The sequence below is a fragment of the Undibacterium sp. FT79W genome, from assembly GCF_014284215.1.
In the GTDB taxonomy this organism is placed as follows: domain Bacteria; phylum Pseudomonadota; class Gammaproteobacteria; order Burkholderiales; family Burkholderiaceae_D; genus Undibacterium; species Undibacterium aquatile.
On the sequence record NZ_JACOGB010000003.1, the window covers coordinates 47,048 to 72,205 of the forward strand.

Annotated in this window: 22 protein-coding genes; 5 read left to right on the forward strand and 17 right to left on the reverse strand. The window is 51.4% G+C overall.

Annotation, left to right across the window (positions count from 1 at the left end; translation table 11 throughout):
* The first annotated feature begins 32 nt into the window (after positions 1 to 32).
* Positions 33 to 1,745 carry a YbaL family putative K(+) efflux transporter gene (gene ybaL / locus H8K38_RS05660; protein WP_186883838.1) on the forward strand — a complete coding sequence of 571 codons (1,713 nt, stop codon included), beginning with the start codon at positions 33 to 35 and terminating at the stop codon, positions 1,743 to 1,745.
* 53 nt (positions 1,746 to 1,798) lie between these two features.
* On the opposite strand, the gene map is transcribed toward ybaL, so the two are convergent.
* The 7 genes from map to H8K38_RS05695 all read right to left on the reverse strand — a co-directional run bounded on the left by map (position 1,799) and on the right by H8K38_RS05695 (position 8,859).
* Complete coding sequence (map, locus tag H8K38_RS05665; protein ID WP_186883839.1) at positions 1,799 to 2,596, reverse strand: type I methionyl aminopeptidase; 798 nt, start codon at positions 2,594 to 2,596, stop codon at positions 1,799 to 1,801.
* Complete coding sequence (locus tag H8K38_RS05670; RefSeq protein ID WP_186883840.1) at positions 2,593 to 2,853, reverse strand: ParD-like family protein; 261 nt, start codon at positions 2,851 to 2,853, stop codon at positions 2,593 to 2,595. Before H8K38_RS05670 ends, map begins: the two co-directional genes overlap by 4 nt.
* 103 nt (positions 2,854 to 2,956) lie before the next feature.
* Positions 2,957 to 3,601 (reverse strand): maleylacetoacetate isomerase, encoded by a 645-nt coding sequence (gene maiA, locus H8K38_RS05675; RefSeq protein WP_186883841.1) that lies wholly within the window; start codon positions 3,599 to 3,601, stop codon positions 2,957 to 2,959.
* Positions 3,602 to 3,790: 189 nt separating this feature from the next.
* Positions 3,791 to 5,206: a PLP-dependent aminotransferase family protein gene (locus H8K38_RS05680; RefSeq protein ID WP_186883842.1), complete on the reverse strand. Its 1,416-nt coding sequence runs from the start codon at positions 5,204 to 5,206 to the stop codon at positions 3,791 to 3,793.
* Between the two features lie 118 nt (positions 5,207 to 5,324).
* Complete coding sequence (gene ccoG, locus H8K38_RS05685) at positions 5,325 to 6,728, reverse strand: cytochrome c oxidase accessory protein CcoG (RefSeq protein ID WP_317889231.1); 1,404 nt, start codon at positions 6,726 to 6,728, stop codon at positions 5,325 to 5,327.
* A 590-nt stretch (positions 6,729 to 7,318) separates the two neighbouring features.
* On the reverse strand, positions 7,319 to 7,648 hold the full coding sequence (locus H8K38_RS05690; protein ID WP_186883843.1) for a hypothetical protein: 330 nt from the start codon (positions 7,646 to 7,648) through the stop codon (positions 7,319 to 7,321).
* Positions 7,649 to 7,851: 203 nt separating this feature from the next.
* Complete coding sequence (locus H8K38_RS05695; RefSeq protein WP_186883844.1) at positions 7,852 to 8,859, reverse strand: hypothetical protein; 1,008 nt, start codon at positions 8,857 to 8,859, stop codon at positions 7,852 to 7,854.
* A 578-nt stretch (positions 8,860 to 9,437) separates the two neighbouring features.
* Between H8K38_RS05695 and H8K38_RS05700 the strand changes: the two genes are divergently transcribed.
* The gene (locus H8K38_RS05700) at positions 9,438 to 10,055 is read left to right on the forward strand and encodes a carboxymuconolactone decarboxylase family protein (protein WP_186883845.1); all 618 of its coding nucleotides are present in this window, start codon (positions 9,438 to 9,440) and stop codon (positions 10,053 to 10,055) included.
* A gap of 832 nt (positions 10,056 to 10,887) precedes the next feature.
* On the opposite strand, the gene H8K38_RS05705 is transcribed toward H8K38_RS05700, so the two are convergent.
* The 6 genes from H8K38_RS05705 to H8K38_RS05730 all read right to left on the reverse strand — a co-directional run bounded on the left by H8K38_RS05705 (position 10,888) and on the right by H8K38_RS05730 (position 15,903).
* Positions 10,888 to 11,448: a hypothetical protein gene (locus tag H8K38_RS05705; RefSeq protein ID WP_186883846.1), complete on the reverse strand. Its 561-nt coding sequence runs from the start codon at positions 11,446 to 11,448 to the stop codon at positions 10,888 to 10,890.
* A gap of 558 nt (positions 11,449 to 12,006) precedes the next feature.
* The gene (locus H8K38_RS05710; RefSeq protein ID WP_186883847.1) at positions 12,007 to 12,591 is read right to left on the reverse strand and encodes a transglutaminase family protein; all 585 of its coding nucleotides are present in this window, start codon (positions 12,589 to 12,591) and stop codon (positions 12,007 to 12,009) included.
* Between the two features lie 209 nt (positions 12,592 to 12,800).
* The gene (locus H8K38_RS05715) at positions 12,801 to 13,049 is read right to left on the reverse strand and encodes a hypothetical protein (RefSeq protein WP_186883848.1); all 249 of its coding nucleotides are present in this window, start codon (positions 13,047 to 13,049) and stop codon (positions 12,801 to 12,803) included.
* A 171-nt stretch (positions 13,050 to 13,220) separates the two neighbouring features.
* Positions 13,221 to 13,685 carry an RDD family protein gene (locus tag H8K38_RS05720; RefSeq protein WP_186883849.1) on the reverse strand — a complete coding sequence of 155 codons (465 nt, stop codon included), beginning with the start codon at positions 13,683 to 13,685 and terminating at the stop codon, positions 13,221 to 13,223.
* Between the two features lie 313 nt (positions 13,686 to 13,998).
* Positions 13,999 to 14,493: a GNAT family N-acetyltransferase gene (locus H8K38_RS05725; RefSeq protein WP_186883850.1), complete on the reverse strand. Its 495-nt coding sequence runs from the start codon at positions 14,491 to 14,493 to the stop codon at positions 13,999 to 14,001.
* Positions 14,494 to 14,679: 186 nt separating this feature from the next.
* Positions 14,680 to 15,903, reverse strand: a complete 1,224-nt coding sequence (locus H8K38_RS05730; RefSeq protein WP_186883851.1) for a YbfB/YjiJ family MFS transporter — start codon at positions 15,901 to 15,903, stop codon at positions 14,680 to 14,682.
* A gap of 64 nt (positions 15,904 to 15,967) precedes the next feature.
* Here H8K38_RS05730 and H8K38_RS05735 point away from each other — a divergent pair, with 64 nt between their 5' ends.
* A complete protein-coding gene (locus tag H8K38_RS05735) occupies positions 15,968 to 16,834 on the forward strand; it encodes a LysR family transcriptional regulator (RefSeq protein ID WP_186883852.1) in 867 nt (288 codons plus the stop codon).
* A gap of 76 nt (positions 16,835 to 16,910) precedes the next feature.
* Here the strand turns inward: H8K38_RS05735 and H8K38_RS05740 are convergent, their stop codons facing one another.
* The 3 genes from H8K38_RS05740 to H8K38_RS05750 all read right to left on the reverse strand — a co-directional run bounded on the left by H8K38_RS05740 (position 16,911) and on the right by H8K38_RS05750 (position 20,271).
* A complete protein-coding gene (locus tag H8K38_RS05740) occupies positions 16,911 to 17,288 on the reverse strand; it encodes a DUF779 domain-containing protein (protein WP_186884186.1) in 378 nt (125 codons plus the stop codon).
* 105 nt (positions 17,289 to 17,393) lie between these two features.
* Complete coding sequence (locus H8K38_RS05745; protein WP_186883853.1) at positions 17,394 to 18,545, reverse strand: iron-containing alcohol dehydrogenase; 1,152 nt, start codon at positions 18,543 to 18,545, stop codon at positions 17,394 to 17,396.
* A 205-nt stretch (positions 18,546 to 18,750) separates the two neighbouring features.
* Positions 18,751 to 20,271, reverse strand: coding sequence for an aldehyde dehydrogenase family protein (locus H8K38_RS05750; RefSeq protein WP_186883854.1), 1,521 nt, complete (start codon positions 20,269 to 20,271; stop codon positions 18,751 to 18,753).
* Between the two features lie 343 nt (positions 20,272 to 20,614).
* Between H8K38_RS05750 and H8K38_RS05755 the strand changes: the two genes are divergently transcribed.
* Entirely contained in the window at positions 20,615 to 22,546 is a 1,932-nt protein-coding gene (locus H8K38_RS05755; RefSeq protein WP_186883855.1) for a sigma-54-dependent Fis family transcriptional regulator, read from the forward strand.
* Positions 22,547 to 22,669: 123 nt separating this feature from the next.
* Here the strand turns inward: H8K38_RS05755 and H8K38_RS05760 are convergent, their stop codons facing one another.
* Positions 22,670 to 24,646, reverse strand: coding sequence for an autotransporter-associated beta strand repeat-containing protein (locus H8K38_RS05760; RefSeq protein ID WP_186883856.1), 1,977 nt, complete (start codon positions 24,644 to 24,646; stop codon positions 22,670 to 22,672).
* Positions 24,647 to 24,865: 219 nt separating this feature from the next.
* Here H8K38_RS05760 and H8K38_RS05765 point away from each other — a divergent pair, with 219 nt between their 5' ends.
* Complete coding sequence (locus tag H8K38_RS05765) at positions 24,866 to 25,153, forward strand: metal/formaldehyde-sensitive transcriptional repressor (RefSeq protein ID WP_186883857.1); 288 nt, start codon at positions 24,866 to 24,868, stop codon at positions 25,151 to 25,153.
* Positions 25,154 to 25,158 lie beyond the last annotated feature (5 nt).

A 25,158-nucleotide genomic window follows, 5' to 3' on the forward strand; every position in this document is an offset into this window, starting at 1 on the left:
TGCTCACCGGGCTGTCTGAAGAAAGGGATTGAATGGATCACGGCGTATCTCTGATCACCACTGTCGCGGCCGCTTTTGGCGTCGCACTCATTCTTGGCTTCATCGCTGAACGGATTAAAGTACCCGCCTTAGTTGGTTATCTTGTAGCGGGCATCATTATCGGACCGGCGTCGCCAGGCTTTGTAGCCGACGTCAATATCGCTTCGCAGCTTTCTGAAATCGGCATCATGTTGCTGATGTTTGGCGTAGGCCTGCATTTTTCGCCTGCCGACCTGCTTGCAGTCAAACGTCTCGCCGTGCCGGGAGCTATCGTGCAGATGGGATGTGCCGCTTTACTCGGTATCGGGCTTGCCTCATGGTGGGGCTGGTCATTTGGTGCGGCGCTGGTATTCGGCTTGTCCTTATCATGTGCCAGCACGGTAGTGTTGCTGAAGTCATTAGAAGCACGCAATCTGCTCGATACCATGAATGGCAAAATTGCCGTAGGCTGGCTGGTGGTACAGGATCTGGTGACGGTCATGGTATTGGTGTTGCTGCCTGCATTGGCTGGCATACTCGGCAGTCATACTGCCGTGGCCAACAGCAGTTCTTTGTGGTCAACAATAGGTCAGACACTGCTGCAAGTCACTGCATTTATTGTACTGATGCTGGTCGTTGGACGACGCCTGCTGCCGTGGATGCTGTGGCAGGTTGCGCGCACTGGTTCGCGTGAATTATTCACATTATCCGTGATCGCAACAGCGATTGGTATTGCCTATGGTGCGGCCGAATTATTCAAAGTGTCATTCGCGCTCGGTGCATTTTTTGCGGGTTCAGTCATGCGCGAATCCGAATTCAGTCATCGTGCCGCAGAAGAATCGCTGCCTTTACGCGACGCATTCTCGGTACTGTTTTTCGTCTCGGTCGGTATGCTGTTTGATCCGTCGGTGCTGGTTGACCGGCCGCTGCATGTATTGGGCGTGGTTGCGATTATCCTGCTGGGTAACTCCATCCCGGCGGCCACGCTGGTACTGGCCTTTAAATATCCGCTGAATACGGCGCTGACAATTGCCGCCAGCCTCGCCCAGATCGGCGAATTCTCGTTCATTCTGGCCGGGCTCGGAAAATCCATCGGTTTGTTACCGGCCGAAGGTGTCAATCTGATTCTGGCGGGCGCACTGATTTCTATCGCACTGAATTCCTTCGTCTTTACCGCGATATCACCGTTCCGCCGCTGGATACTGGATCGTTCGGCATTGGCACGTCGCCTGGAAGTTAATCTCGACCCTTACGCCGAACTGCCTATGAGTACCGAGCGCAAATATCTGGAGGGACAAGTGGTGCTGGTCGGCTACGGTCGTGTCGGCAGACGTATTGCGAAAGCGCTGGATGAACGCGGTATTCCTTACGTTGTGGCAGAACAAAACCGTGAAGTGGTAGAAGATTTACGTAAAAACGGTCGTGCCGCCGTGTCAGGTAATGCAGGCGATCCGGCTGTGCTGATTCAGGCACATATCGCCAACGCAGCGATGCTGGTGGTGGCGACGCCGGATACGATCAACGTCCGCCAGATGGCTGAAACGGCACGCACGCTCAACCCGGCTATCGAAATCATTCTGCGTACCCATAACGAAGAAGAATCCGTCCTGTTACACAACGAGGGTATCGGTTCCGTATTCTTTGGTGAAGAAGAATTAGCCAAGGGCATGACCAGCCATGTTCTGAATCGCTTCGCACCAGGTAGTTCCGCGACCGGTGCCCACTGAATGGCGTTGCAGTCAGCCACTTTCTATCATCAGGAAAGGGCTGACTAAATAACTCAGGCAATTGCAGGATATGTACCAGTGCCGTCTGGCCATGGTGTCAGCACTTCAAAACCGTTGGCTGTCACCACCACCATGTGCTCCCATTGTGCCGATAAAGAATGATCCTGCGTCACGACAGTCCAGCCATCCTGCAATTCTTTGACGCCGCGTTTGCCCGCATTGATCATCGGTTCTATCGTGAAAATCATGCCTTCTTCGAGGCGCAAACCTTCACCACGTTTGCCGTAATGCAGCACCTGCGGTTCATCATGATAAATTTTACCGATACCGTGGCCGCAGTATTCACGTACCACGCTGAAACCATCGCGATGTGCAATGCTCAGGATAGCATGGCCGACATCGCCCAGCGTCGCCCCCGGGCGCACCTGCATGATGCCCGCCCGCATTGCCTCATAAGTCGTATTCACCAGTCGGCGTGCCTGTGGGCTGGGCTCTCCGGCAAAATACATGCGGCTGGTATCACCAAACCAACCATCTTTGATCACAGCCACGTCGATGTTAACGATGTCGCCTTTTTTCAGAATTTTTGTCGGTGACGGAATACCATGACAAACCACGTGATTCACCGAAGCACAAATCGTTTTTGGGAAACCGTGATAGCCGATATTGGCAGGAATCGCCTTGAGTTCATCCACGATGTAATCATGGCACAGCTTATCCAACTCTTCGGTACTGACGCCCGGTTTGACATGCGGCGTAATCATATCCAGCACCGCTGCCGCCAATTTGCCGGCGGCACGTGACATGGCGATTTCGTCCGGCGTATTGATTTTTACTTTAGCGCCTCTCATTGCACACCTCCGACGGCGGCACCTGTGCCTGGTCCGGCGGTACGGATAGACGATAAAGTCGCCAGATCGAAACCACCGGCCTGTTCGGCACGAATCAGCAACTGACAGATATCGCGGTGATCCAGATCAGGGTAGATTTCGGCCAACATGCCGATACGCATCCAGTGTTCAGCCTGCGCGTTGATAGAACGAGAGAGCGCATTGCTGGCAACACGCAGATTCTCATGCATTTGTTCGGAAATTTTTACGATGCCCATGGCTTTTCTTATATATGAAACATAAACAATTCATATATTACCATAAAGCTAGGCAAGCGTTGCCAGCCAGCGCCTTTTCTAGCCCCGAGCGACGACGTGCAAACTATTCCGCATCAAATTGCTGTGCTGGTGCCGCCAGTTGAAATGCTTCCAGCAATTCACACGCAGCAACGATGCGGCTGATCACGGGCAAATCGTCCAGCGGACATTGAAAACGGCGCGCATTGAATACTTGCGGGATCAGGCAGCAATCCGCCAATCCCGGCGTATCGCCATGGCAGAAAATGCCGGTGCGCGGGTCGTTGGCGAGCAATTGCTCGACCGCTGCCAGCCCTTCATTCACCCAATGCCGGTACCAGTCGTTTTTCTGCTCTTCGGTCATGCCCATGTTTTTTGTCAGATAAGACAGTACCCGCAAATTATTCAGAGGGTGGATATCACAGGCGATGGTCTGCGCAATCGCTCTGACGCGAGCGCGTCCGTCGGCATCGTCGGGCAACAAAGCGACTTGCGGATAAGTTTCATCTAACCATTCGATGATCGCCAGCGACTGCGTGAACACCGCATGTTCAGTCTCCAGCGCAGGGACGATGCCTAGCGGGCTTTTCTGTTTGTATTCCGCCTGCTTCTGCTGACCACCATCGCGCAGCAAATGCACAGCCACGGCGTCATACGGCAGTTGTTTCAGATTCAGCGCAATGCGGACACGATAAGCAGCCGAGCTGCGAAAATAGGTATACAGCTTCATGGAAAAAATTAAGTGTGATGATGATTGATCAGGCGGTTATCCGATGAGCCTTTACTCGCATAACCAGAAAATACAGCCACTGTATTCTATTGAAGTTTGAGCGCTAACGTTCGCTTATCTTGTGCGAAATTTGCGTCGAATTCGTCTTGATCTAGCATTAGCCATTCATCACAACACCAGCCACGACAATCACATCAGGCTGATCACCAATTTTCCTAATGTCTGCAAGGCCGCATCCATACGTGCATCAAAGCGATGTCCATAATTGATACGCAAACAGTTTTTGAAATGCCGTTGCGCTGAAAACATCGGCCCCGGCGCAACACTGATGCCCAATGATAATGCCCGCCGATGTACCTCTAAGGCATCCACATGCGCTGGCAATTCTACCCATGAAAAATAGCCGCCCCCCGGCCGCGTCGCTTTAGTTTCAGCAGGAAAATAACGGGCTATCGCCTCGATCACCGCGCTTTGCTGCACCGATAAAACATGCCGCAACTGCCGCAAATGGCGATCAAACTGCCCCTTCGCCAGATAATCCGCCAGCGCCTCTTGCGCCGGAACAGAAGCCGATAAGGTCGTCGTCAATTTATGTCTGGCGACCGCACTGGTAAAACGCCCCGGTATCGCCCAACCGACACGAAAGCCCGGTGCCAATGATTTAGAAAACGAAGAACAATGCATGACCAGCCCTTTGCTATCAAAGGCTTTTGCCGGCAACGGGCGGCGCTCGCCGAAATACAACTCGGCATACACATCGTCTTCAATCAGCGGCAATTCGTAACGGGTGATCAGTTCCACCAGCGCGCGCTTTTTTTCATCCGACATCTGGCTGCCAAGAGGATTCTGGAAATTCGTCATCAGCCAGCATGCTTTCGGCTGATGCTGCTCTATCGCCTGCGCCAGCGCATTCAGATCGACGCCTTCACGCGGATGCGTCGGCACCTCAATCGCCTTCAGACCCAGACGTTCGAGTGCCTGCAAGGCACCGTAAAAACTAGGGGACTCAATAATCACCGCATCGCCCGGTCTGGTCACGGCCAGCAGACATAAATTCAGCGCATCCAGTGCGCCGCTGGTGATGATGATGTCGTCGGTATGCACATGCATACCGCTGACCAGATAACGCAAGGCAATCTGTCGCCGCAGATGAATGCTGCCGGGGGTCAGATCATCGACCGTGCTCCACGGGTCCATCACCCGCATGCTGGCATTCATTGAACTGGCGAGCTTATCAAACGGAAACAATAAGGGGCTCGGAAACGCCGAACCAAAAGGCGCAACATCGCGCATTTTGGACGCTTCCAGAATATCAAATACCAGCCGACTGACGTCCACTTCGGTCGAACTGCTGGCTGGGCTGGAAACGCGCTCCGGTTCCGGCGGCAGCTTTTTTGCGCCCGCAATCACGTAATAGCCACTGCGCTCTTTGGACCGTATCAGACCACGCGCTTCCAGTAAATAATAAGCTTCAAAAACAGTAGACGGACTGACACTGCGACTGATACTGGTCTCACGTACCGATGGCAATTTGTCCCCGAGTTTCATGACTCCGGTGCGGATGGATTGGGCGATATCTTCCGCCAGGGTCTCATACAATTTCATATTTTTTCTATCTGCGCAGCCATCTTTTCAACACAGTTATACCTGAATTGCAGCGGTGCTGACCAGCGCATTATTGCGTAGGTTTATCAGCACGGCCGCTATAAGCACACTAAGCAGACTACTGGCGTGGAACGAAGAACGTCGCTTTTTCAGAAATTTTCACCTGCTCATTATCCAGCGCCTGCAATTCGATATGAATAGGATTTGCACCTTGCACACCGTCACCGCCCGGCACCCGCACCGTCACCGGTACAATTCTGGATTCTGTCGGGCTCAGCGTCACTTCATTGGCCGTTTCCAGCATGATATTCGGAATGCCGCTGACACGAATCTGATAACGATGCGCCTGCTCATCCGAATTCATGATATGCAGGCGATACACATTTTCTACCGCGCCATCATTCACTATCCGCCCCATATTACCGCGATCGCGAATCACATTCATTTTTAACGGCACATGCGTCGTCAGTGTATAAGCAAATGCACCTACCATCGACATCAGAATCAGACTATAAATAAGCACCCGTGGACGCAGAATATTGCGCATGATCTGCTTCGTTGTCAGCCCGTTCTGCACTGCATTTTCTGTCGTGAAGCGGATCAGGCCGCGGGGTGAGCCTATTTTGTCCATCACACTATCGCAGGCATCGACGCAGGCAGCGCAACCGATGCAATCATGCTGCAAGCCATTACGGATATCGATACCCGTCGGGCATACCTGCACGCACATAGAGCAATCGATACAACCGCCTTTCGCGATCATCGCAGGATCAGATTTATTCAACACATTCCGTGGCTCGCCGCGTGCTTTATCGTAACTGACAACCAACGTGTCTTTATCAAACATCGAACCCTGAAAGCGCGCATACGGACACAGGTAACGGCACATCTGCTCACGCATGAAACCAGCATTGCCGTAAGTCGCGAAACCATAAAACAAGATCCAGAATGCTTCCCACCGCCCCAAAGAAAAACTCAGCACTTCGCTACCCAGCAAATGCACAGGAATGAAATAACCGACGAAGGTAAACCCGGTCCAGATACCGACCAATCCCCACACCGTATGCTTGCTGAATTTTTTAGTGAATTTTTCCAGATTCATCGACTGCTTCGCCAGCCGCATACGCGCACTGCGCGGCCCCTCGATCTTATTTTCTATCCACATGAAAATCTCGGTGTACACCGTTTGCGGACAAGAAAAACCACACCAGACCCGCCCCGTCACCGCCGTGAACAGAAATAAGGAATAAGCGCAGATGATCAGCAGCACCGCCAGAAAAATGAAATCCTGCGGAAACAACACCAAACCAAATAAATAAAACTTACGCGCAGCAAGATCAAACAACACTGCCTGCCGCCCATTCCAGCTCATCCAGGGCGAACAATAAAACACGCATTGCGTGAGCCAGACAAAAAACCAGCGCCAGTTGGTATACCGCCCCTTCGACTGCCTGACATAAATGTCATCAAACTTCCTGTAAATACTCACTACGGATACGCGTGCGTCTGCCTGACTCATCATTTCACTCAATAGAAAAACAGAAATTAATCCCCGCCACCGCATAGTGCACACGACAACGGATGAGGAATAACGCAAACTTGTTCCGGCAAGGCATGGCCTCACATGGATTTACAGAACATCACCATCAGCGCCAGCGATACAAGCAATGCACATCTGCAAAAGCAGTATCACCGAGAGCCATCACGCCACCGTGGCGGTTTTGCGTCAGTCCTGTGGATATAAAAAGAGACAGTTCAGATAAAACCGATGCAGAACACCCACCACCGCATCACCCACCATGAACCATCACCACTGGTATTGACGACGCCAGTGTGCTACGGAGCAGAAGCAAAAAACAGTGGCAGAAATGGATGAAAAACCATATCAGATGGAAATTCAGCGGAGCAGATCAGAGAAATAGTGAAGTGAAAAGCGGCAGGAAACAGAGATGTCAAGAGTAAGCGTTTGGTGAGCGGATGCCCGCACGTCCCTGACGCGATCTGTGTGTTGGATATCTACTTTGAAATGCAGGTATGAAGTTAATTAAGGTGAAGCAACAACAACGATACTAGGTGATTTGGCGTAAGTCCCACCAATAACCAAATCGTCATTTAACTTGCGAACACAATATCCAAATATGCCTTATCTAATTTTTCAGTCAGATTTTCAATCTCATAGATGCACTCATCGTCATCCAGCAAATGCCCCAACCTTGTTTTTATCAAACGGATAGCGAGACAAATCGCCTGCATCGCACTACCGCCCTGAATATCAGGGTATTGAGGATCAACACCCTTTAGTTCCGCCGGACAAGCCCATGACAACTCATCGAGCTTATAAGGTTCACCGATCTGCCCGACCACCGACACCTCACTTCCGTCTTTACGCACCCACAGCAAATTGATTGTCGCTACTGGCCGATACACCGCACTTTTTGTCATGATTTTTTACCTCATTAAATTACGATCTGATAGCACTCGAAAACCTTCCTGATCTGCCCCCGCTAAACATAGGCCAGGTAGCCAGGCTCTTCATCATATTGCTCTTTCTAAACCTCGTGTAGCTATGCGTCCATTTGGGGTGTCTAACGTGGAATCAACCGGCTGGCGCAGCTGTATCGCGCTAGTCCAGGTTGAATGATGGGTTAGCGAGATACATCATGTTTGCAAGCTTCAGTTGTTATGCGCACTATCTCAGCAAGCTGTTGTTTCGTGGTTATCTCAAAGCACGATGCGTCTATTGAATAATCCATTGTGATACTTGTAACACCCGTAGATACCTGCCAAGGTCTTTCAAATGCATCCGCCTCGGTAGGGCGGACGAATTGGACTTGAGATGGTTGCATACCGTTCGAAATTTTCAGGGCGGCAATTACATTGCTCAAAGACATCGATACAAGCTGTAGTAGTTGCGCCACTTGCTCAGCACTCCAGTTCAATGATTTCTTCTTCGACCGATAACTACGGTTTGCCTTTTCATCCGTCGGTACTTTTTCAAGCGTGAGGAACGATGAACCGAACTCACTGTAACCAATGGTTTTCATTTCTTCCTGTGGTGGGGAAACACCATATTCGTGTTCAATTCCAACTTGTAACCCGAAACCTCCCTGCCTGATTCTGAAACCATGCTTAATTCCGTTGTACTCCAGTACGTTTTCATCCTTCAGGTAGTGGGCTGCTAACCTTTGCCAAAGGATAGAAAAGTTATCGGCATTCTTTTTGGCTTCACTTGGCTCTGAATTCGAGTATGAGAAAATCATGCTGCACAATTCTTTCCAAGAGACCTTATCCAATACCAGTTTCCGAGGTAGTGAATCATCTTCGCAGTTAATGCGCTCAACAATTTTCCGGACATCACCCGGATTGCATTTAAGAACCCAACCATAGACACAATCAGGTGCTTGAATCAACGCACCCAGCATTGAAAATAGAGTTTCCAACCCGTGGTACAAGCCTTGGCGCATTAATAGCGCCGCGTGTTTTTTATGTTCTGCGTCTTCAATATCTCTCAGTGCCGTGGTTGCAAGATATTCAAAATATCCAGCATCAAATTGCTCTAAAAAGTCCAAATTCCGTTCGTTCAATGAAACATCCCAGATACAAAATGGGTCTTCATTTACCGAGAAAACACTGTTAGATAAAGTTGCGCTCATGTGGCTTGCTAACTTGTTTTAAAGTACAAAATGGCAAAATATCAGATCGATAAAAAATAAGCAACGAGCTCCAATGCGTCGCAAGTCCTTATCTGGTATCGGTGCAGTGCCAGGATGACGTCCTCGCCACTGAAAAGTGGTGCTGCATTGAGGCTGGATTGCTTTGTTCTGGTCTGCGTCGTCTATCGGAAATACGGGGTGGCTTGAATGGCAGGAGCAAGCGGTTTGGATGGCGCTGCGCATTTACGTGCGGCGCTATGCAAAGCCAGCATTTACCAAATCAGCACTTGCGGGAATGTGATAGCTAACGAAAACATCACCAGCAACGGCATAGATTTCGCGCGGTGGTATCGGCATTTTCGATCTCCCTGCAGGCATTCTGATGCTGAAGGATAATGAGTCATCGACTTCAACTCATCATTCAGTCGAGTGTGTTTGCAAACGCAGCGGATGTTGCCACAGCGTCGTTGTCCGCTGTAAAAATAGACCGCCGATTTCTGGCGCAGAGCGCTTGCTTGTTGACTGATGTTGAGCCTGTTTATCTGACCCAATTTTACGTTCACCCCTGAGGAGACTCCATGAAAAATAAACTTTGTTCCAGTATCGCTGCCGGTTTGATTTCGACTTCCGCTTACGCCGCTGAACGGCTTCCGACCATACCGCCCGATCAATACACAACAGAACAAAAAAAGGCCGCTGAAGAGTTTTTGGCGACTCGTAAGGTTCCCGTATTTGGCCCGTTTGAACCCTTGATGCACAGCCCGCAAGTCATGTCGCAGGCCAGAGCCATGGGCGATTATTTGCGCTACAACTCGGCAATAGGCAATACCTTAAGCGAGCTGGCAATTTTAATCACGGCACGCGAATGGACGCAGGATTTTGAATGGTACGTGCATTACCCGATCGCGCTCAAAATGGGCATCAAACCAGAAATCGCCAACGCCATCGCCGACGGCACTCGCCCTGTCGGCATGACTGCAGATGAAGAAATTGTGTATGATTTTTCAACCGAGCTGCATAAAAACAAACGCGTATCAGACGCCACATTCGCGCGCGCCGAAAAACGTTTTGGTAAAAAAGGCGTCGTCGATTTAACTGGCATCAATGCCTATTATTCTTTGCTGGCGATGCAGCTCAATGTCGCACAATATCAAGTGCCCAAAGAGAGTAAAAAACTCGTCCGCTTTCCAGAATAAATCTGTCTGGTCATTGTGAGAAATGGGGTGTTGGATAGTGAGCGTCAACACCCTCCTGTTCAGATGGGTATGTCACTTTTGGGTGTGAATTTCGACGTTGAGATATACGACTGCAGGCTTATTCCTCGCGCCAGAACTATTGATTAATTTCTTGTACTTCGGGGGGAGTCCATATACGACTGGTTAGGCCGCTGATTTAGCACCCGCAGCCCCCAGATACGGAAAGCGTGACCTGACTGCCGGCCGAACTTACTTTCGCAACGCAAGAATACCCAATGTACTCACAGCCAGACGTTCCCCAACAGGTCTGAGACACCTTGCAGCTCAGGACAGTTGCGCTGGTAGGTGACGAGAATTTGTACTCAGTGCTATCGCCGACCTGGGGCTCAGAGTCAGGGCCGCCCTTCCTCCGGCTCTTCTCTCCCACAAGTGTTTGACGCTCTGTCTTTCCGTTTATCTGAATTGCGGCTTCGGCTGGGTCTTTTCCTCCATAGATCCAGGCCATAACCGTCGAGAACTTACTGCGACTGCTACTAAAACTGCAGCCGCAACCTTCGAACTCCTTCTCAACAACTTCGGGCATTCGTTCCACTCTGACCTTACGGTCACGCGACTGCGCTAAGAGCTCACTTGCGGAACATGGGAACGCAACGAGGACGCTAAGGACGGACAAAACTAGGAGTTTCATACTGCTGCGGCCTAACGCCAAAGGTAAGCGGCACCGTAGCCCGATAGGGCAGAGGGCACCAACACTGGCCATGAAAATGGCGAAGCCATGGCCGGTGTTGGGGTCCGCTTGACCGCCCAGTTAGGCTTGTGGATAGGTGATAGGTCAGTCATTGAACTGAAAGAGCAGGTGGAATAGCTTGTTCCATGGCGGCATGCCCTCGCTACGCTGCAGAGGTTCAAATCCTTGCGGTGCATCCTGCCGCAAATAGTCCGGAGATGCCACGAGATAGCCGCAGCCCTGTAGCGCTTCGCTGATACGTGCCCGAAGCATGTCAGACGGTATTTGTGAAGGGCTGATTAGCTCCGGCAAATCGAGCGCCCCGTAGCCACGAGAGCTCCATGTTCCGTCGGCCCGCAGCGTTTCGCCCCATGATGAAAAGCCCATTGCAGCCACAGCGGCGAGGTGGTGGAAGTAAAGCAGTACGCACTGATAGTTGGCACGCATGTAGCCGTTTGGCTCGGCATACCGCACAACTTCAGCTGGCATGTACACATAAACAGGGATGTAGTTGTTATACGTGTGATCTCCGATCTCGGCTTTGAGATCGGAATGCCGGTTGAGCGCTGCGGCAAAGGTATTCGCGGAAGAGAGCGCCAGCGCTTCATCATGCGGGCCGATGGGCTCCCATTCGGCAAGGAGGCGTAGTGTTGCTAGGTCGAACATGCGTGGAGGTCTAACTTGTTTTAAAGTGCAAATTGGCAAAATATCAGATGAATAAAAAATAAGCAACGAGTTCCAATGCGTCGCATGTCCTTATCTGGTATAGGCTTTTCGTTATACCGATGAAGTACACAGTATGCCTGCCATGAACACGCATCCCTCCCCAAGTTCTCGATTAAATTCGGCATAGATTGCAGTGCCAGTATGACGTACTCGCCACTGAAAAACGGTAACGACATTGAGGCTGGATTGGTCCGCTTTGTTCTGGCCTGCGTCGACTACCGTAAATAGGAAAGGCTTGAATGGTGGGAGCGAGGGTTGGGATGGCGCGGCGGATTTGCATTTCCTGCTGCGCTGACAACAGCACATAAATCGCCGTTTTGAAACGATCATTTTTGTAAAAATCGGGGAGTATGTGCCAAAAACACCTTATTCTCAGCATAAAACAAGGGCATTTAAAAATACTCCCCCCAGTATATTTAGCCCTTCGACAGACAAAATTTGGAGTAAACGACGCAGTTGGCGCGGCTCACGCTATCAGCGCCCTGCGCTTTTTGTAGTTCAGGCGAACAGCTCGACATCGGGCAGATTTGCCAGCACCTGGTCGTAAGTATCGTAGCTGCGCAGCGCGGTGACGACGACGGGTAAAGGCTCACTCCAGACTTCGGGCAGATCGCGTTCCTGCGGTGCGAGGATGGGAAATGCGAGCGCTTCCTGCGGCGGGTGAAACTCTGCTGCCACGCCGGGTTTGTTGCCGCGCGCATCGATCCGGTACCAGCCGTGTTCCGGCAGATAAACGGCGTTGAGGCCGTGCAGGCAATACGGCGCGCCGTCGCCAGCGACGGACAAGCGTTGATAACACAGCCCGGTCGGAATGCCGTTCGCGCGCAGCAGCGCGGCGAGCAAGTGGCTTTTGGCGTAGCAGTAACCGGTGCCGTGCAGCAGCACGTCAGACGCTTTGCAGGTCACAGGGTTGAGCTTGTAATCGGAGCTGTGTTTGATCTGATCGCGCACAAAATGAAAGATGTGCCGTATCAGTTCATGCGTGTTGGTCGCGCCAGCGGATGCCGCGAGTTCCTGCGCTTTTTGCCGGATGGCGGGATGGTCAAAATCGATGTATTCGCTTACGCTTAAAAATTGCTTCATAAAAAATTCTGATGAAATGAGGAGTGTGCCGCGACACTGAATACACGATCAAGGTGCCACGAATTTTTAGATTATCACTGATGATGTCCTGCAGGCAGTGCGAGCCTCAATCACGATACAGGTCTGCGGAATAGTGAACGTTAATCATCGGCCGGTTGCGCATTCTGCGACATGCGCTTTGCTTGCCTCGAACGGCACCAGAACCAGGCTTAGCGCGAGCCCCAGCGCCAACGTGGTGGCTCACCTTTGAGCAGACAAACTGCGATCAGCGCGGCGCAGATGATTCCGAGGTAGAGATTAAATATCAATTGCCCCTGCGTTGGCAGCAAGACGACAGCACCGGCCACTACCAGCAAAAGGAACACAAACAACACCAGCCAACCTTGCCACACGTTGGGAATACCCCAGCCCCAGCCGTAACGTTTTGCCGGAAACCAGTATATTTTTTCGACGGACATAGTGCCTCCTTGTAAGTGCGTTGCTTACTGCAGTGTAGCATCCGGGCGGCTCTTCTGAACGCGCACAAATGAGAAAACATGCACCGCATCGTGATCCTTCATGACGATACGAAACACCGTCGCTTCGACATCAGATGCCCGAAGCCACAGCAGGTCTGGTGCAATGATGGATCAGGCTTTGGGAAACCGAACCGGTTCCGGGCTGCGTTTTTTTTCTCTGACAACAACGGTGCGTGCCAGCTTATCGTGCCATCCTTGTTTTTTTCTGTCCAAACCGACCCAGATCAAACCAAGGCCCATTGGAATTATCGAAATAAAATAGGCTAAATATCGTCCCAGGCTTTGAGCAATTGAGAGGCTCTTGCCGGAGTCCGCGTCCAAAATGCGTAAAGATAATGCTGACTTACCCGGAGTGGCTTGCTTTTGCGACCAAAACCAAATGGCTGCAACAACCGGAAAAATCCACGTGATCAAGAGGTCTACTGGCCCCGCCACAATCTTCTCAAAACCGAGATATTCCCAACCGTATATTGAAATAAGAATTGGATATGAAATAACCATTAACAGCAAAGTATCGATAACGGTAGCACCTACGCGTACCCAAAATCCAGCATATTCAACATCTAATTCGTCCATCGATAACCCCTCTGTTCAGAAGCCTGACTTGATTTAATTTGACAAAAACGAAGATTAACTCGAAGTGTCAAAAAAGACAATTTTCAACATGCCATTGAAACAAACTGCAACAACCAAAAATTACCGCTTAAAAATCCTCATTTTGATAAAAATCGGGGAGTATGTGCCAAAAACACCTTATTCTCAGCATAAAACAAGGGGCTTTAAATATACACCCCCTAGTATATTCAGCCCTTCCACGGGCTGAAAGTGAGCAAACTGGTGTGCTCTGAGCGCACCTGGCAGCAGGTGTGATTTGTGTGAACCCGGCCAGTCAGGTATGTTGCTCTGTCCACATGGCGTTGATGATCGCCCAGCGTTCATGGTCTTTCCACTCCAGCCCGCCGATTCTCAAATAGTTTTTAGAAAATCCTTCTTTCACAAAACCGGCGTTTGACACGAGGCGGATGGATGCCAGATTTTCCGGTTGTATGTTGGCTTCGAGCCGATGCAGATGCAATTCTTCGAACGCTTCTTTCAGGAGCAGTGTCATGCCCTTGCGCATGTAGCCTTTCCCCTGATGAGGGTGAAAAACTTCGTAGCCTAAATACGCCGATTGAAAATAGCCGCGCACGATGCCGGAGATATGGAAGGTGCCGAGAATATTGCCGTTCGTTGCGGAACAAACAAAATACCGGTTTTCCTGGCTGATATAGACCTCGTAATCGCGCGGCGCATAAGTCCACGGCTGATGAAAAGAAGTGCTTTGTTCGTATAATTTTTTGACTTCAGCAATATCACTGAATTCTGGTTTTCTTAAAATGACCATTTTTTTCTCGTTGCGGTGATGTCTTCAGAGATGCGATGCGCAGCACCATCTGCATCAGTAAATGCGAATAAGTGCCGCGCGAATGCAGTTCGCAGTTTATTCGCTTTCATTTTAACTTTCACCTGCAAGTCGTCAGGTATTTCGCGGGGTCAGGCAATTTTCCAGTGTTATCGAACCGTATTACCGTCAAAGACGTTGTGCCGATTCAGCTCTGCGCCATAAGTAAATGGCGCTTGCCACCAGGCAGGCGGTTGCGAGTTGCAATGCGTAGCGGAGTGCGCTTGCGTGATCGGCCGCAAATGTATTCATCAAGGCCACGACGACGGGGCCAAGCAATTGTCCAAACGCGAAGCTGGCGGTCATGCGTGCCAGAACGGCGGTCGGGTTGGCGGCGACGCGGGCACGGGCTTCCTGCATTCCCAGCATGGTGATGACCATGAAATTTCCACCGACGAACAAGGCGGCCAGCACGATGCTGGTCATCGAAAGCCAGATGCAGGGCAATATCACGCCGACTGCCATCAGTACATGGGACGTTGCCCATACATGCAGGCGATTGCACTTGCCGAGCACGCCTGCAACGATCAGGGTCGATGCGGCAGCCGCCATGCCGAATACGGGCCATGCCCAGCCGAATATCTGCGGGTCATCCAGCAATTGTCTTGCCTGTGCTGGCAGATACGTCGCCGGCAGGATGTAGCCGAAACCAAACATGCCGTAACAGATGATCAGCCCCGCCACACCGGATGCTGAAGTTGATGCTGATGCTGACACTTGCGCGGCATTCACAGGTGTAGCGACGCTGTTTGCAACTGGCGGTAAGGGAAAATAAAAGCTGACGATCAGTGGCAATAGGGCGACCAGTGACGCCAGACAAGCTAAGACTATCCACATCGCTCTGGCGGGCATTTTTTCTGCCGCCCACAAACAGAACACACCCGCCGCGACGATACCCAGCCCAACGCCAGCATAGATAAGACCCGTCAGACGGGGCCTGGCCAGATTCGCCATCCAGCCCAGACCCCACGCGCTGGTGGCAATCAAGGCCCATGCACTGAAGACACCGGCCAGAAAACGCAACACAGCCCAGGCCCACTCAGACGATGTGATGCCTATCGCAGCGGTGACGATTACAATGCAAATCAGGCTGAGCGTCAGCAATCTGGCGGGCGGCAAACGCACCCGGCTGGCACACAGCGCGCCAATCAGATAGCCCAGATAATTACTGGCGGCCAGCCACGCACCTGCATCGCTGCGCAACACACCATCCCGCAGCATCAATGGAAACAGGGGCGTGAACGCAAAACGACCGATGCCCATCGCCAGCGCTAAGGACAACATAGCGGCGGTAGCGATGAGGATGGCGAGGTGTTGCGGACGTGTTGCCGGATGCAATGCGGGTGTATTCATCCGTTCATTAAAATGGAAATCTGCTTCACTGACAAATGAATTATTCTGGATTAATATTCTCTTTATGAGAACAATAGATTTAGAGTCACTGCTGATATTCCGAACCGTGGTCGAAGAAGGCGGTGTCGTGCGCGCAGCAAGCAAGTTGCATCGCGTGCCTTCGAATGTCACTACACGCATACGGCAACTGGAAGAATACCTGGCCGTTCAACTCTTCCGACGCGAAGGCCGTACGCTGGCGTTGACGACGGAAGGACACACACTGCTGAACTACGCGCACCGATTGCTGCGTCTGGCAGACGAAGCGGTAAACGAAATGCAGACCGGAAAGCCGCACGGTACGTTCCGCCTGGGCTCTCTGGAAAGCACCGCGGGCAGCCGTTTAGCGCCGATACTGTCGCACTATCACGAGCAACATCCGGATGTAATTGTCGAATTGATGACTGGAACCACCGCCGCGCTCATCAAGCGCGTCACGCAGTTTGAGATCGAAGCGGCATTTGTTTCTGAACCATACACAGCGCCGGAACTGGAATCGATTCCCATCTTTCAGGAAAAACTGGTGTTGATCACTTCAAACAAAATCAGCCGCTTGCACAGCCCCAGTGATCTGGGCAGCAGCACCATGATTGCATTTGCGCAGGGCTGTTCGTATCGCCAATGTCTGGAAAACTGGTTAAGCAATCACAATGTGATTCCGCAACGTGTGCTGGAATTTGCTTCCTATCAGGGAATGATCGCCTGCGTTGCCGCCGGAACCGGATTTGCCATCGTGCCGGTATCGGTCTTGAGCGCTTTGCAGGCGAATGACAAAGTCAATCAGCATGCATTACCAAAACAGGTGTCGTCGAACAAAACGCATCTGGTCTGGCGGGGGCAAGCATCGTCAGCATTAACGGCATTCATCAAAATGCTGAAGACAAAAAAATGAAGCCACAACTGGTCTGCTTCACATCTTAAAATATCCGACAGGCTGATAACCATAACGAAATTAAAACAGACAGAAATCAGGCCAGATCGTGCGCCACCTGGTCTGCGATCTGCGCCCATTCGTCATCGGTGAACAGGCGCGAACGGGTGTGAAACGCCTTGCCGCTTGCGCCTTCCAGTGAAAAGGTGCCGCCGTGACCGTCAATCACATCCAGAATCAGCTGGGTGTGTTTCCAGTAATCGTATTGCAGCTTGCCTATGTAAAACGGCACGCCGCCGACCTCGCCCAGTTTGATATCGTACGGGCCTATGGTCAGGTCGGTAGGCAGATAGCAATTGGCGGCGCTGTTATCACAGCAGCCGCCGGACTGGTGAAACAGGATGCTGCCATGTTCGGCCTGCAATTGCTGTATCAGTTCCAGCGCTGCGGGTGTGGCGGTGACTCGCTCAACCATAATCGCCCCTCCAAAACCATCCATCTCTATTTTTTAGAGATAGGCGGTGGTTTGTGATGAATTGGGCATGGCGGTTTTGTCCGCCACCCTTGTTCCAATCAAATTTCATGAGCGTTTGCCGTAAGCCGATGCAAATATACCCACAATCTCAGCATGCGATGCTTGAATCGGATTGGTCAAACCGCACACATCTCTGAGCGCGTTTTGTGCCAAGACAGCAAAATCCTCTTGCTTCACACCCAATTCTTCGAGCGATTTTGGAATGCCCACGATATCTGCTAATTTTTTAATCGCTTCAATGACGCCCAAACCTGCCAAATCTGGATTGCTGGCATTCAAAATGCCGCCAATTTGATTTAAGCGCTCTTGTGCAGCACGCAAGTTAAACGTTTCCACATGTGGCAAAAGGAGTGCATTGCACACACCGTGCGGTAGATTATAAAAGCCGCCCAATTGGTGCGCCATCGCGTGAACGTAACCTAACGACGCATTGTTAAATGCCATACCCGCTAAAAACTGCGCATAGGCCATTTGCTCGCGTGCTTCCTGATTTTTAGGTTCTTTGACCGCAGTCGGCAAATAGCGTCCGATTAACTCTATGGCCTTGACTGCACAAGCATCAGTCAGGGGAGTGGCAATCGTTGAAACATAAGCTTCAACCGCATGTGTCAGTGCATCCATCCCCGTGGCCGCAGTCAAGCCAGCGGGCATCGCCTCCATCAAACCTGAATCGTTGATGGATAAAAATGGTGTCACGTGGCTGTCGACTATCGCCATTTTAACGTGCCGGGTTTCATCCGTGATAATGGTAAAGCGCGTCATTTCAGACGCGGTTCCAGCCGTTGTATTCACGGCGATGAGCCTCATTTGTGGCACTTTGGATTTATCTAAGCCCTCGTAATCCTCAATTTTCCCGCCATTGCTTGCAACCAGCGCAATGCCTTTGGCGCAGTCATGCGATGAACCACCACCCAAAGAGATGATGAAATCGGCTTGCGCGGTTTTGAGTTTTTCCAAACCGGAATTGACGTTACCAACGGTTGGATTGGGTTGCACGCCATCGAATACCTCTGCCGAAATACCTTGGGCGGCTAGCTTATCGGCAACCATTTTTGCTAAACCCATTTTTGATAAAGCACCGTCCGTGACGATTAAGGCTTTTTTATAGCCCATTTGTCCTATTTGATTAATTCCCTCATCTAAAGCACCCAAACCAAGAATGTTTTTACCTGGCATAAAAAATTGTGAAACGCCCATAACGATTTCCTTAATTTTTTTAAATAAGAACTTACGTAAAATTGTCGCGGCAAGGTATGGCGACGAAGACAGTACGGAAAGGAGTCATAACGCAGCCGTGGAGATTTTGCGTAAGTCCTGCAAATATTCAATCAACACTACAAGGGGCACCATGGACAGGTGACGAGTCACCTGTCCAAATCAGAGACTTAACTCCCCATGGAAATTAAAAGAAGCCGAGTTTATTCTCACTGTAGCTGACCAGCAGATTCTTGGTTTGCTGGTAATGATCGAGCATCATTTTGTGAGTTTCACGTCCGATACCGGATTCTTTATAGCCACCGAATGCCGCGTGCGCTGGGTAAGCGTGGTAGCAATTAGTCCAGACGCGACCCGCTTTGATAGCACGACCCATGCGATACGCGACATTACCATTACGGCTCCATACACCGGCACCCAGACCATACAAGGTGTCGTTGGCCAGCGCCAAGGCTTCAGCTTCGTCTTTGAAGGTGGTCACTGCCAGCACAGGGCCAAAAATTTCTTCCTGGAAGATGCGCATTTTGTTGTGACCTTTGAACAGCGTAGGCTGCACATAGTAGCCGCCTTCCAGATCGCCACCCAGATGCGCCTGACTACCACCCGCCAGCACTTCGGCACCTTCTTGTTTGCCAAGATCCAGATACGAGAGGATTTTTGTCAGTTGTTCTTTGGAAGCCTGCGCACCCATCATGCTGTCGGTATCCAGCGGATTTTTATGCTGAATCGCGGCAACGCGTTTCAATACGCGTTCCATGAATTTGTCGTAAATCGATTCCTGTATCAGCGCACGTGATGGGCAGGTGCAGACTTCACCCTGATTGAAGGCAAACAAGACCAGACCTTCGATGGCTTTATCGAGAAATTCGTCGTCTTTATCCATGATGTCGGCAAAAAAGACGTTCGGCGATTTGCCGCCCAGTTCCAGCGTCGCTGGAATCAGGTTGTTTGCAGCAGCCTGCGCAATCACACGCCCAGTGCTGGTGGAACCGGTGAATGCAATCTTGGCGATACGTTTGCTGGTCGCCAGTGGCATACCGGCTTCGCGGCCGAAACCATTGACGATATTGAGCACGCCGGGCGGCAGCAGATCAGCAATCAGATCGACCAGAATCAGAATAGAAATCGGTGTGGATTCGGCTGGTTTCAGCACAACACAGTTACCTGCACCCAGCGCCGGAGCCAGTTTCCATGCGGCCATCAGAATCGGGAAATTCCATGGAATGATTTGTCCGACAACGCCGAGTGGTTCCTGAATATGGTAAGCAACAGTATTCTCGTCGATGTTCGACAAAGCACCTTCCTGCGCCCGCACACAACCGGCAAAATAGCGGAAATGATCAGCGGTCAGCGGAATATCTGCATTCAGCGTCTCACGGATCGCTTTACCGTTATCCACGGTTTCGGCATAGGCCAGCAATTCCAGATTGGCCTCAACACGGTCAGCAATTTTCAGCAGGATATTCGAACGCGTCGCAGCATCTGTCTTACCCCAGGCATCGGCGGCAGCATGAGCAGCATCCAGCGCAAGCTCGATATCTTCGGCGGTCGAGCGTGCTGCCTGTGTGTACACCTTGCCAGTGATCGGTGTGATGACATCAAAATACTCGCCTTTCACAGGCGCAGTCCATTTGCCGCCGATGAAGTTGTCGTAACGGGATTTATATTGGATTTTGGCGCCTGCAGCACCTGGGGCTTCATAGATCAAGGTTGTCTCCTTCAGTTAGTTGTTATTGACAGTCACAAAGTTTTTTTGCGCTGGTCAGCGCCACTATTCGCAAAAGCCATGCCAACCGCGGATAACAAGATAATCAGCCTGCTTTCCCCTCTGGCGTCGCCTGTACGAGAGCGATGGCGAAGGCGACACATGCACTTTTGCCGACGGATTCCTGCTAAGATAGTTGTCAACTGTCCGCTGATGTCTGTGACACCTGACACAAAATGAGACAGGTATAACAGTGGCAAAAAAAGCAGTAAACGCAGCAGTAAACACAGCGGCAAACACAGCACTAAACACAGCGGCAACTACCGATGCCGCAGGAGACAAGTTCATGCGCAACCACGCCATTCTGCCCTCATCCCATCTGAAGCAGGCCCGTTTGCAACTGGTCGAATATGGCATAGCTCCGGCCCCGGGTATTGATGATCGCATTGCACAATCCTGGCAGCGCAGCTTGTCGGCAGGGCTTTTCCCGGTAGGACGGGTCGAATGTGACGACAATTTAAGCAGCAGCAATTTACAACATGCACGTCATTTCAATCATGAGCTGATCAGCCATTCAGAACCGGTGATCGAATATCTGTTTGAACAGGTGCGGCACAGCCATAGCATGGTGATACTGGCCGATGCGCAAGGTGTACTGATGCATACGATGGGCGATCTGGATTTTCTGAATAAGGCTGACCGTGTGGCATTGAAATGCGGTGCCACCTGGGCGGAAAATCAGCGCGGCACCAATGCGATCGGCACGGCAGTGGCGGAGGCCAATGAAATCGAGATTCACGGCGCGGAACATTATCTTGAGCATAATGAATTTCTGACCTGCGCTGCGGCACCCATCTTGTCCGCACAAGGTAAGCTGATGGGGATACTGGACATCTCCGGCGACCATCGCAGCCGCCATCCGCATACGCTGGGTCTGGTCTCCACAGCGGCACAAATGATAGAAAACAGCATGGTACTGAGCGCTTGTCAGCATCAGATTATCGTGCAATTGCATCCGCGCGCCGAAGGTTTGGGCTCGGTAGCACAAAGTGTGCTGGCATTTTCAGAAGATGGCTGGCTGACTGGCGCGAATCGTAAAGGGCTGGCATTACTAAAATTGCAGTACAAAGACATCGCGGCAACCTGCTGGTCGGATTTATTCGAGACAGAATTTCAACAGATACTGTCATTTCACCAGCGCGCAGTGATACGGCCTGAAACGCTGCGAACCAAAGATGGCGGCATGTTGTTTGCGCAGGTACATAGTCACAGCCTGGCGCGGCAAGCACTAAGCACCAATACAAAAGCCGCTCCGGCAACACCCATATCCCCGACGACGAATGAAGATGCCCAGTGGCTGGCCGCAAGCGAGAGAGCACGCAAGGTCATCGACAAGGCGATTCCTTTACTGGTGACGGGCGAATCCGGGGTCGGCAAAGAATTGTTTGCACAAGCAACACACCGGGCATCACTGCGCCGGAATAAGCCGTTTGTCGCGGTGAATTGTGCAGCGATTCCAGAACATCTGATCGAAGCCGAATTATTCGGTTACGTCGCAGGCGCATTTACCGGCGCGACAAAACAAGGTGCACAAGGACGTTTGCGCGAAGCTCAGGGCGGCACTTTATTTCTGGATGAAATCGGCGATATGCCTTTAGGCTTACAAACACGATTGCTGCGGGTGTTACAGGAACGTCAGGTTACACCGCTGGGCAGCAGCACGCCGGTGGCGGTGGATTTCAATTTAATTTGCGCCACGCATCAGAATTTAAAAAACAGCATCGCTGCTGGCCGTTTCCGCGAAGATCTGTTTTATCGCATCAATGGTTTAACGGTCTGTCTGCCTGCGTTACGGGCGCGGACGGATTTTGAGTTTTTATGCGGAAGACTATTGCAAGAATTTGCACCGGACAGCGATCTACACATTGCACCTGATCTGCTGAGCGCGATGAAAACCTTTCACTGGCCCGGCAATCTGCGTCAACTCAGCCACGCGCTACGCGCTGCGGTCGCTTTACGAGACGATGATCAGCGCTGCATCAGTTGGGAACATCTGGCAGACGATTTAGTCGCAGAGTTACAGGTGCCGACTGCTCAGAAAGCCGCTGCGACAATCGTCAGCGACAACGCTGGTGAGCCACAAGAACTCAGCTTACATGCACGTTCGATGAAAGCGATCCGACAGGCGCTTGCCAATGCGAATGGCAATGTCTCGGCAGCGGCACGCGAATTAGGCATCAGCCGGCAAACGCTGTACCGCAAGCTGCAAGAGACTTAATCCGTAAGACAATTCCGGCAAACCTTTTTTTCTGACGACGCATAAAAAAACACTGGCTTGCAAGCCAGTGTTTTTTTGTTGTTACTATCAATAAGTGACTACTAATAAGTTACGACCAATCACTCAGGCATCTAAACGGATAGTGACAGAATCGGCGTTGTAAGTGACCGTCGCTTTAGGAAAGCCATCGACTGTCACGGTAGCGAATTTGCCGCCAACCGATTTTGCGCTCAGTATTGTCAGTACGGTTCCTGCCGCGGGTTTGTAATCGGCAGCAAATTTCAGATTCAGGCTGGCCGCACCATCAATCGCGACCGCACCTGCGATCTGAATTTTTCCGAGGTTGCTGCCGTTGGCGACGATTTCCAGCGCGCTGCCAGTGAGTTGCGTGTAGTTTGCCAGCAGTTGCAAAGGCAATTTGCTGTTATGCACCAGCTTGCCACCATTCAGATAAACATCGCCTTTACCAAACGCCAGATTGCTGTCTGCTGCCAGCGTACCTGCGCTGATAATCGTGCCGCCGCTGTAGCTGTTATTACCGCTGAGACGCAGGATACCTGTGCCAAGTTTGGTCAAGCGACCAATGCCGCTGATGTCATTTCTCCAGCTATCCTGCGCAAAAAATCCACCTTTCGTTGCATCCATCGTGACGCTGACATCGCCGTTGAATGCAGCGTAAGCATCCGCCGCCGCGAACAGATTCAAACGACCCCAGCCTTCTTCATCATCCAGAATCGGATAGCCGGATGGCAATGCGGTGGTTTTCAGCACAACGCGACGCTGATTTGCATCGAGATACGGCAAACGCGTTTCCAGTAATATTTCCGCCCCTTTTGGTACGACGGCTGGTTTGCTGGTGTCGCCAATCGCTGGCAAGCCAAAAGTCAGACGACGCAGATAATTTGCCTTATTGATCTGGTAGTCAGCAAACCGGTCACTCGCCGCCGTGCCGCTATGGGCATAGGTCTGTAAAGCATTAGCATCACTCAGTTTCAGGGCATTTTGCAAACCGGATTGTGCCTGTTGATATGCCTGCGTTTTCAGATCATTCTTAGCATTCGCACCGGTGGCAATACTCGCTGTCGCCACGGCCTGCGCCTGCACGCGGCCACTGATCACGTCGAGCGGAGAGTGCATGCCAGCGAGGATACGGTTTTCACCAAGTTCCAGACCCCGCGCCAGCATTTCCTGATAGCGTTGTGGCACCAGATACGCCATCGCAATCGCCTTGCGCACCGCTTCCGCAGAGTGACCGCTGATATAACCGCCATCGGTTGCCGGGGTGGTGCTTTTCGCTGGTTCCAGCGCCGCGACGACCTTGACACTGCTGTTCCAGCGCCAAGGACGGGCGTATTTGAAGAAGCGTTTAGCAGGTTCGGTAGAACCATTTTCTCCGATGTTATTAACAAAATCGACCGCCAGACCAAAACTGGTATTGGTGCTGCTGCCGACGCCGATATCATTGCCTTTATCGTCATAGCGCACGGATGTCGCATCCGCCGCGATGTCGGTGATGGTCGTGGTTTGTTGCGCACTGCTACGCCATGCCTGCGTCAACGGGCCCATGCCATCGCTGATGCTGTATCCCTTGTTGCGGCGATCATCCAGATAGGCGGCGAGTTCCTGCTCAGGCGTACGCACTTTAGTTGCGTCGACTACATACTGAATATTGGCGTTGTGTATCGTCGTGTTGAGCACTTTGCCATCGGTCGCATCACCGGGAACCCCGGTCCAATCCGATGCTGTCACTGCCGGAAAGCTGCCATTCGCCGCTGCCGGAGAGCCCGCATCCACCAACAGACTGCGCGGTTGCCAGAGTTGCAGAAAACCCGCAACGACGCGCACACCGGCGTTGGTTTGCAAGGTCGCATAGCGTGCATCGCCGCGTTGATTGGTATAAGCAAAGTCAACATAAGGAAACACTTTACTTTCGTCAGCAACCGGCGCGCTATCGGTAACACCAGAACCTTTAGGTGCCTCCGGAATAACTAACGGCGCCGTCGCCACGACTGAATCGGAAGATCCACCACAAGCGACAAACATGAAGCCAGAAATCAGAACGGCGGAAATCGTACGTAGCGGAAATGAGGTTTTTATCATTTTCTATACACAGTGAGATGAATGGGTAGGACGAATCAACGAATAGAACAAGTCGAATACGGGCGCTCACTATAAGGGCGGCGTATGTCATCCCTGTGACACCGTTCATTCAATGCAGACTACGACGAAAAATAACTCACCGATTCAGGCGTAAGACTTATTTTTTTAAGTATTTAGTGAATGAGATATAGTATACCCCCCTACCCTATTTTATTTAATATGAGCCACACGATTAAAGATAAGCAAAAGCTACTGAACCGGGTACGCCGTATCCGTGGGCAGCTCGATAGCATAGAGCGGGCACTGGAGGAGGAAAAAGGCTGCATGGAAATTCTGCATCAGATCACCAGCTGCCGCGGCGCGATGAATGGCCTGCTCGCCACGGTACTGGAAGACCACATACGCACGCATCTGATCGATGCACCGCATGACAACACTGACCACAATGAAGACCACACCGATGCACGCGAACAGCTGATTGATGTGGTGAAAAGCTACTTAAAATAAAGCGC

What these genes read in the sequence shown, in the direction of transcription:
- H8K38_RS05710 (WP_186883847.1), bottom strand. Translation starts at nt 12,591, where the DNA reads ATGAAGCAATTTTTAAGCGTAAGCGAATACATCGATTTTGACCATCCC.
- ybaL (WP_186883838.1), top strand. Translation starts at nt 33, where the DNA reads ATGGATCACGGCGTATCTCTGATCACCACTGTCGCGGCCGCTTTTGGC.
- H8K38_RS05755 (WP_186883855.1), top strand. Translation starts at nt 20,615, where the DNA reads ATGCGCAACCACGCCATTCTGCCCTCATCCCATCTGAAGCAGGCCCGT.
- H8K38_RS05735 (WP_186883852.1), top strand. Translation starts at nt 15,968, where the DNA reads ATGAGAACAATAGATTTAGAGTCACTGCTGATATTCCGAACCGTGGTC.
- ccoG (WP_317889231.1), bottom strand. Translation starts at nt 6,728, where the DNA reads ATGATGAGTCAGGCAGACGCACGCGTATCCGTAGTGAGTATTTACAGG.
- H8K38_RS05695 (WP_186883844.1), bottom strand. Translation starts at nt 8,859, where the DNA reads ATGAGCGCAACTTTATCTAACAGTGTTTTCTCGGTAAATGAAGACCCA.
- H8K38_RS05705 (WP_186883846.1), bottom strand. Translation starts at nt 11,448, where the DNA reads ATGTTCGACCTAGCAACACTACGCCTCCTTGCCGAATGGGAGCCCATC.
- H8K38_RS05700 (WP_186883845.1), top strand. Translation starts at nt 9,438, where the DNA reads ATGAAAAATAAACTTTGTTCCAGTATCGCTGCCGGTTTGATTTCGACT.
- maiA (WP_186883841.1), bottom strand. Translation starts at nt 3,601, where the DNA reads ATGAAGCTGTATACCTATTTTCGCAGCTCGGCTGCTTATCGTGTCCGC.
- H8K38_RS05680 (WP_186883842.1), bottom strand. Translation starts at nt 5,206, where the DNA reads ATGAAATTGTATGAGACCCTGGCGGAAGATATCGCCCAATCCATCCGC.
- H8K38_RS05760 (WP_186883856.1), bottom strand. Translation starts at nt 24,646, where the DNA reads ATGATAAAAACCTCATTTCCGCTACGTACGATTTCCGCCGTTCTGATT.
- H8K38_RS05690 (WP_186883843.1), bottom strand. Translation starts at nt 7,648, where the DNA reads ATGACAAAAAGTGCGGTGTATCGGCCAGTAGCGACAATCAATTTGCTG.
- map (WP_186883839.1), bottom strand. Translation starts at nt 2,596, where the DNA reads ATGAGAGGCGCTAAAGTAAAAATCAATACGCCGGACGAAATCGCCATG.
- H8K38_RS05740 (WP_186884186.1), bottom strand. Translation starts at nt 17,288, where the DNA reads ATGGTTGAGCGAGTCACCGCCACACCCGCAGCGCTGGAACTGATACAG.
- H8K38_RS05670 (WP_186883840.1), bottom strand. Translation starts at nt 2,853, where the DNA reads ATGGGCATCGTAAAAATTTCCGAACAAATGCATGAGAATCTGCGTGTT.
- H8K38_RS05715 (WP_186883848.1), bottom strand. Translation starts at nt 13,049, where the DNA reads ATGTCCGTCGAAAAAATATACTGGTTTCCGGCAAAACGTTACGGCTGG.
- H8K38_RS05745 (WP_186883853.1), bottom strand. Translation starts at nt 18,545, where the DNA reads ATGGGCGTTTCACAATTTTTTATGCCAGGTAAAAACATTCTTGGTTTG.
- H8K38_RS05730 (WP_186883851.1), bottom strand. Translation starts at nt 15,903, where the DNA reads ATGAATACACCCGCATTGCATCCGGCAACACGTCCGCAACACCTCGCC.
- H8K38_RS05720 (WP_186883849.1), bottom strand. Translation starts at nt 13,685, where the DNA reads ATGGACGAATTAGATGTTGAATATGCTGGATTTTGGGTACGCGTAGGT.
- H8K38_RS05725 (WP_186883850.1), bottom strand. Translation starts at nt 14,493, where the DNA reads ATGGTCATTTTAAGAAAACCAGAATTCAGTGATATTGCTGAAGTCAAA.
- H8K38_RS05765 (WP_186883857.1), top strand. Translation starts at nt 24,866, where the DNA reads ATGAGCCACACGATTAAAGATAAGCAAAAGCTACTGAACCGGGTACGC.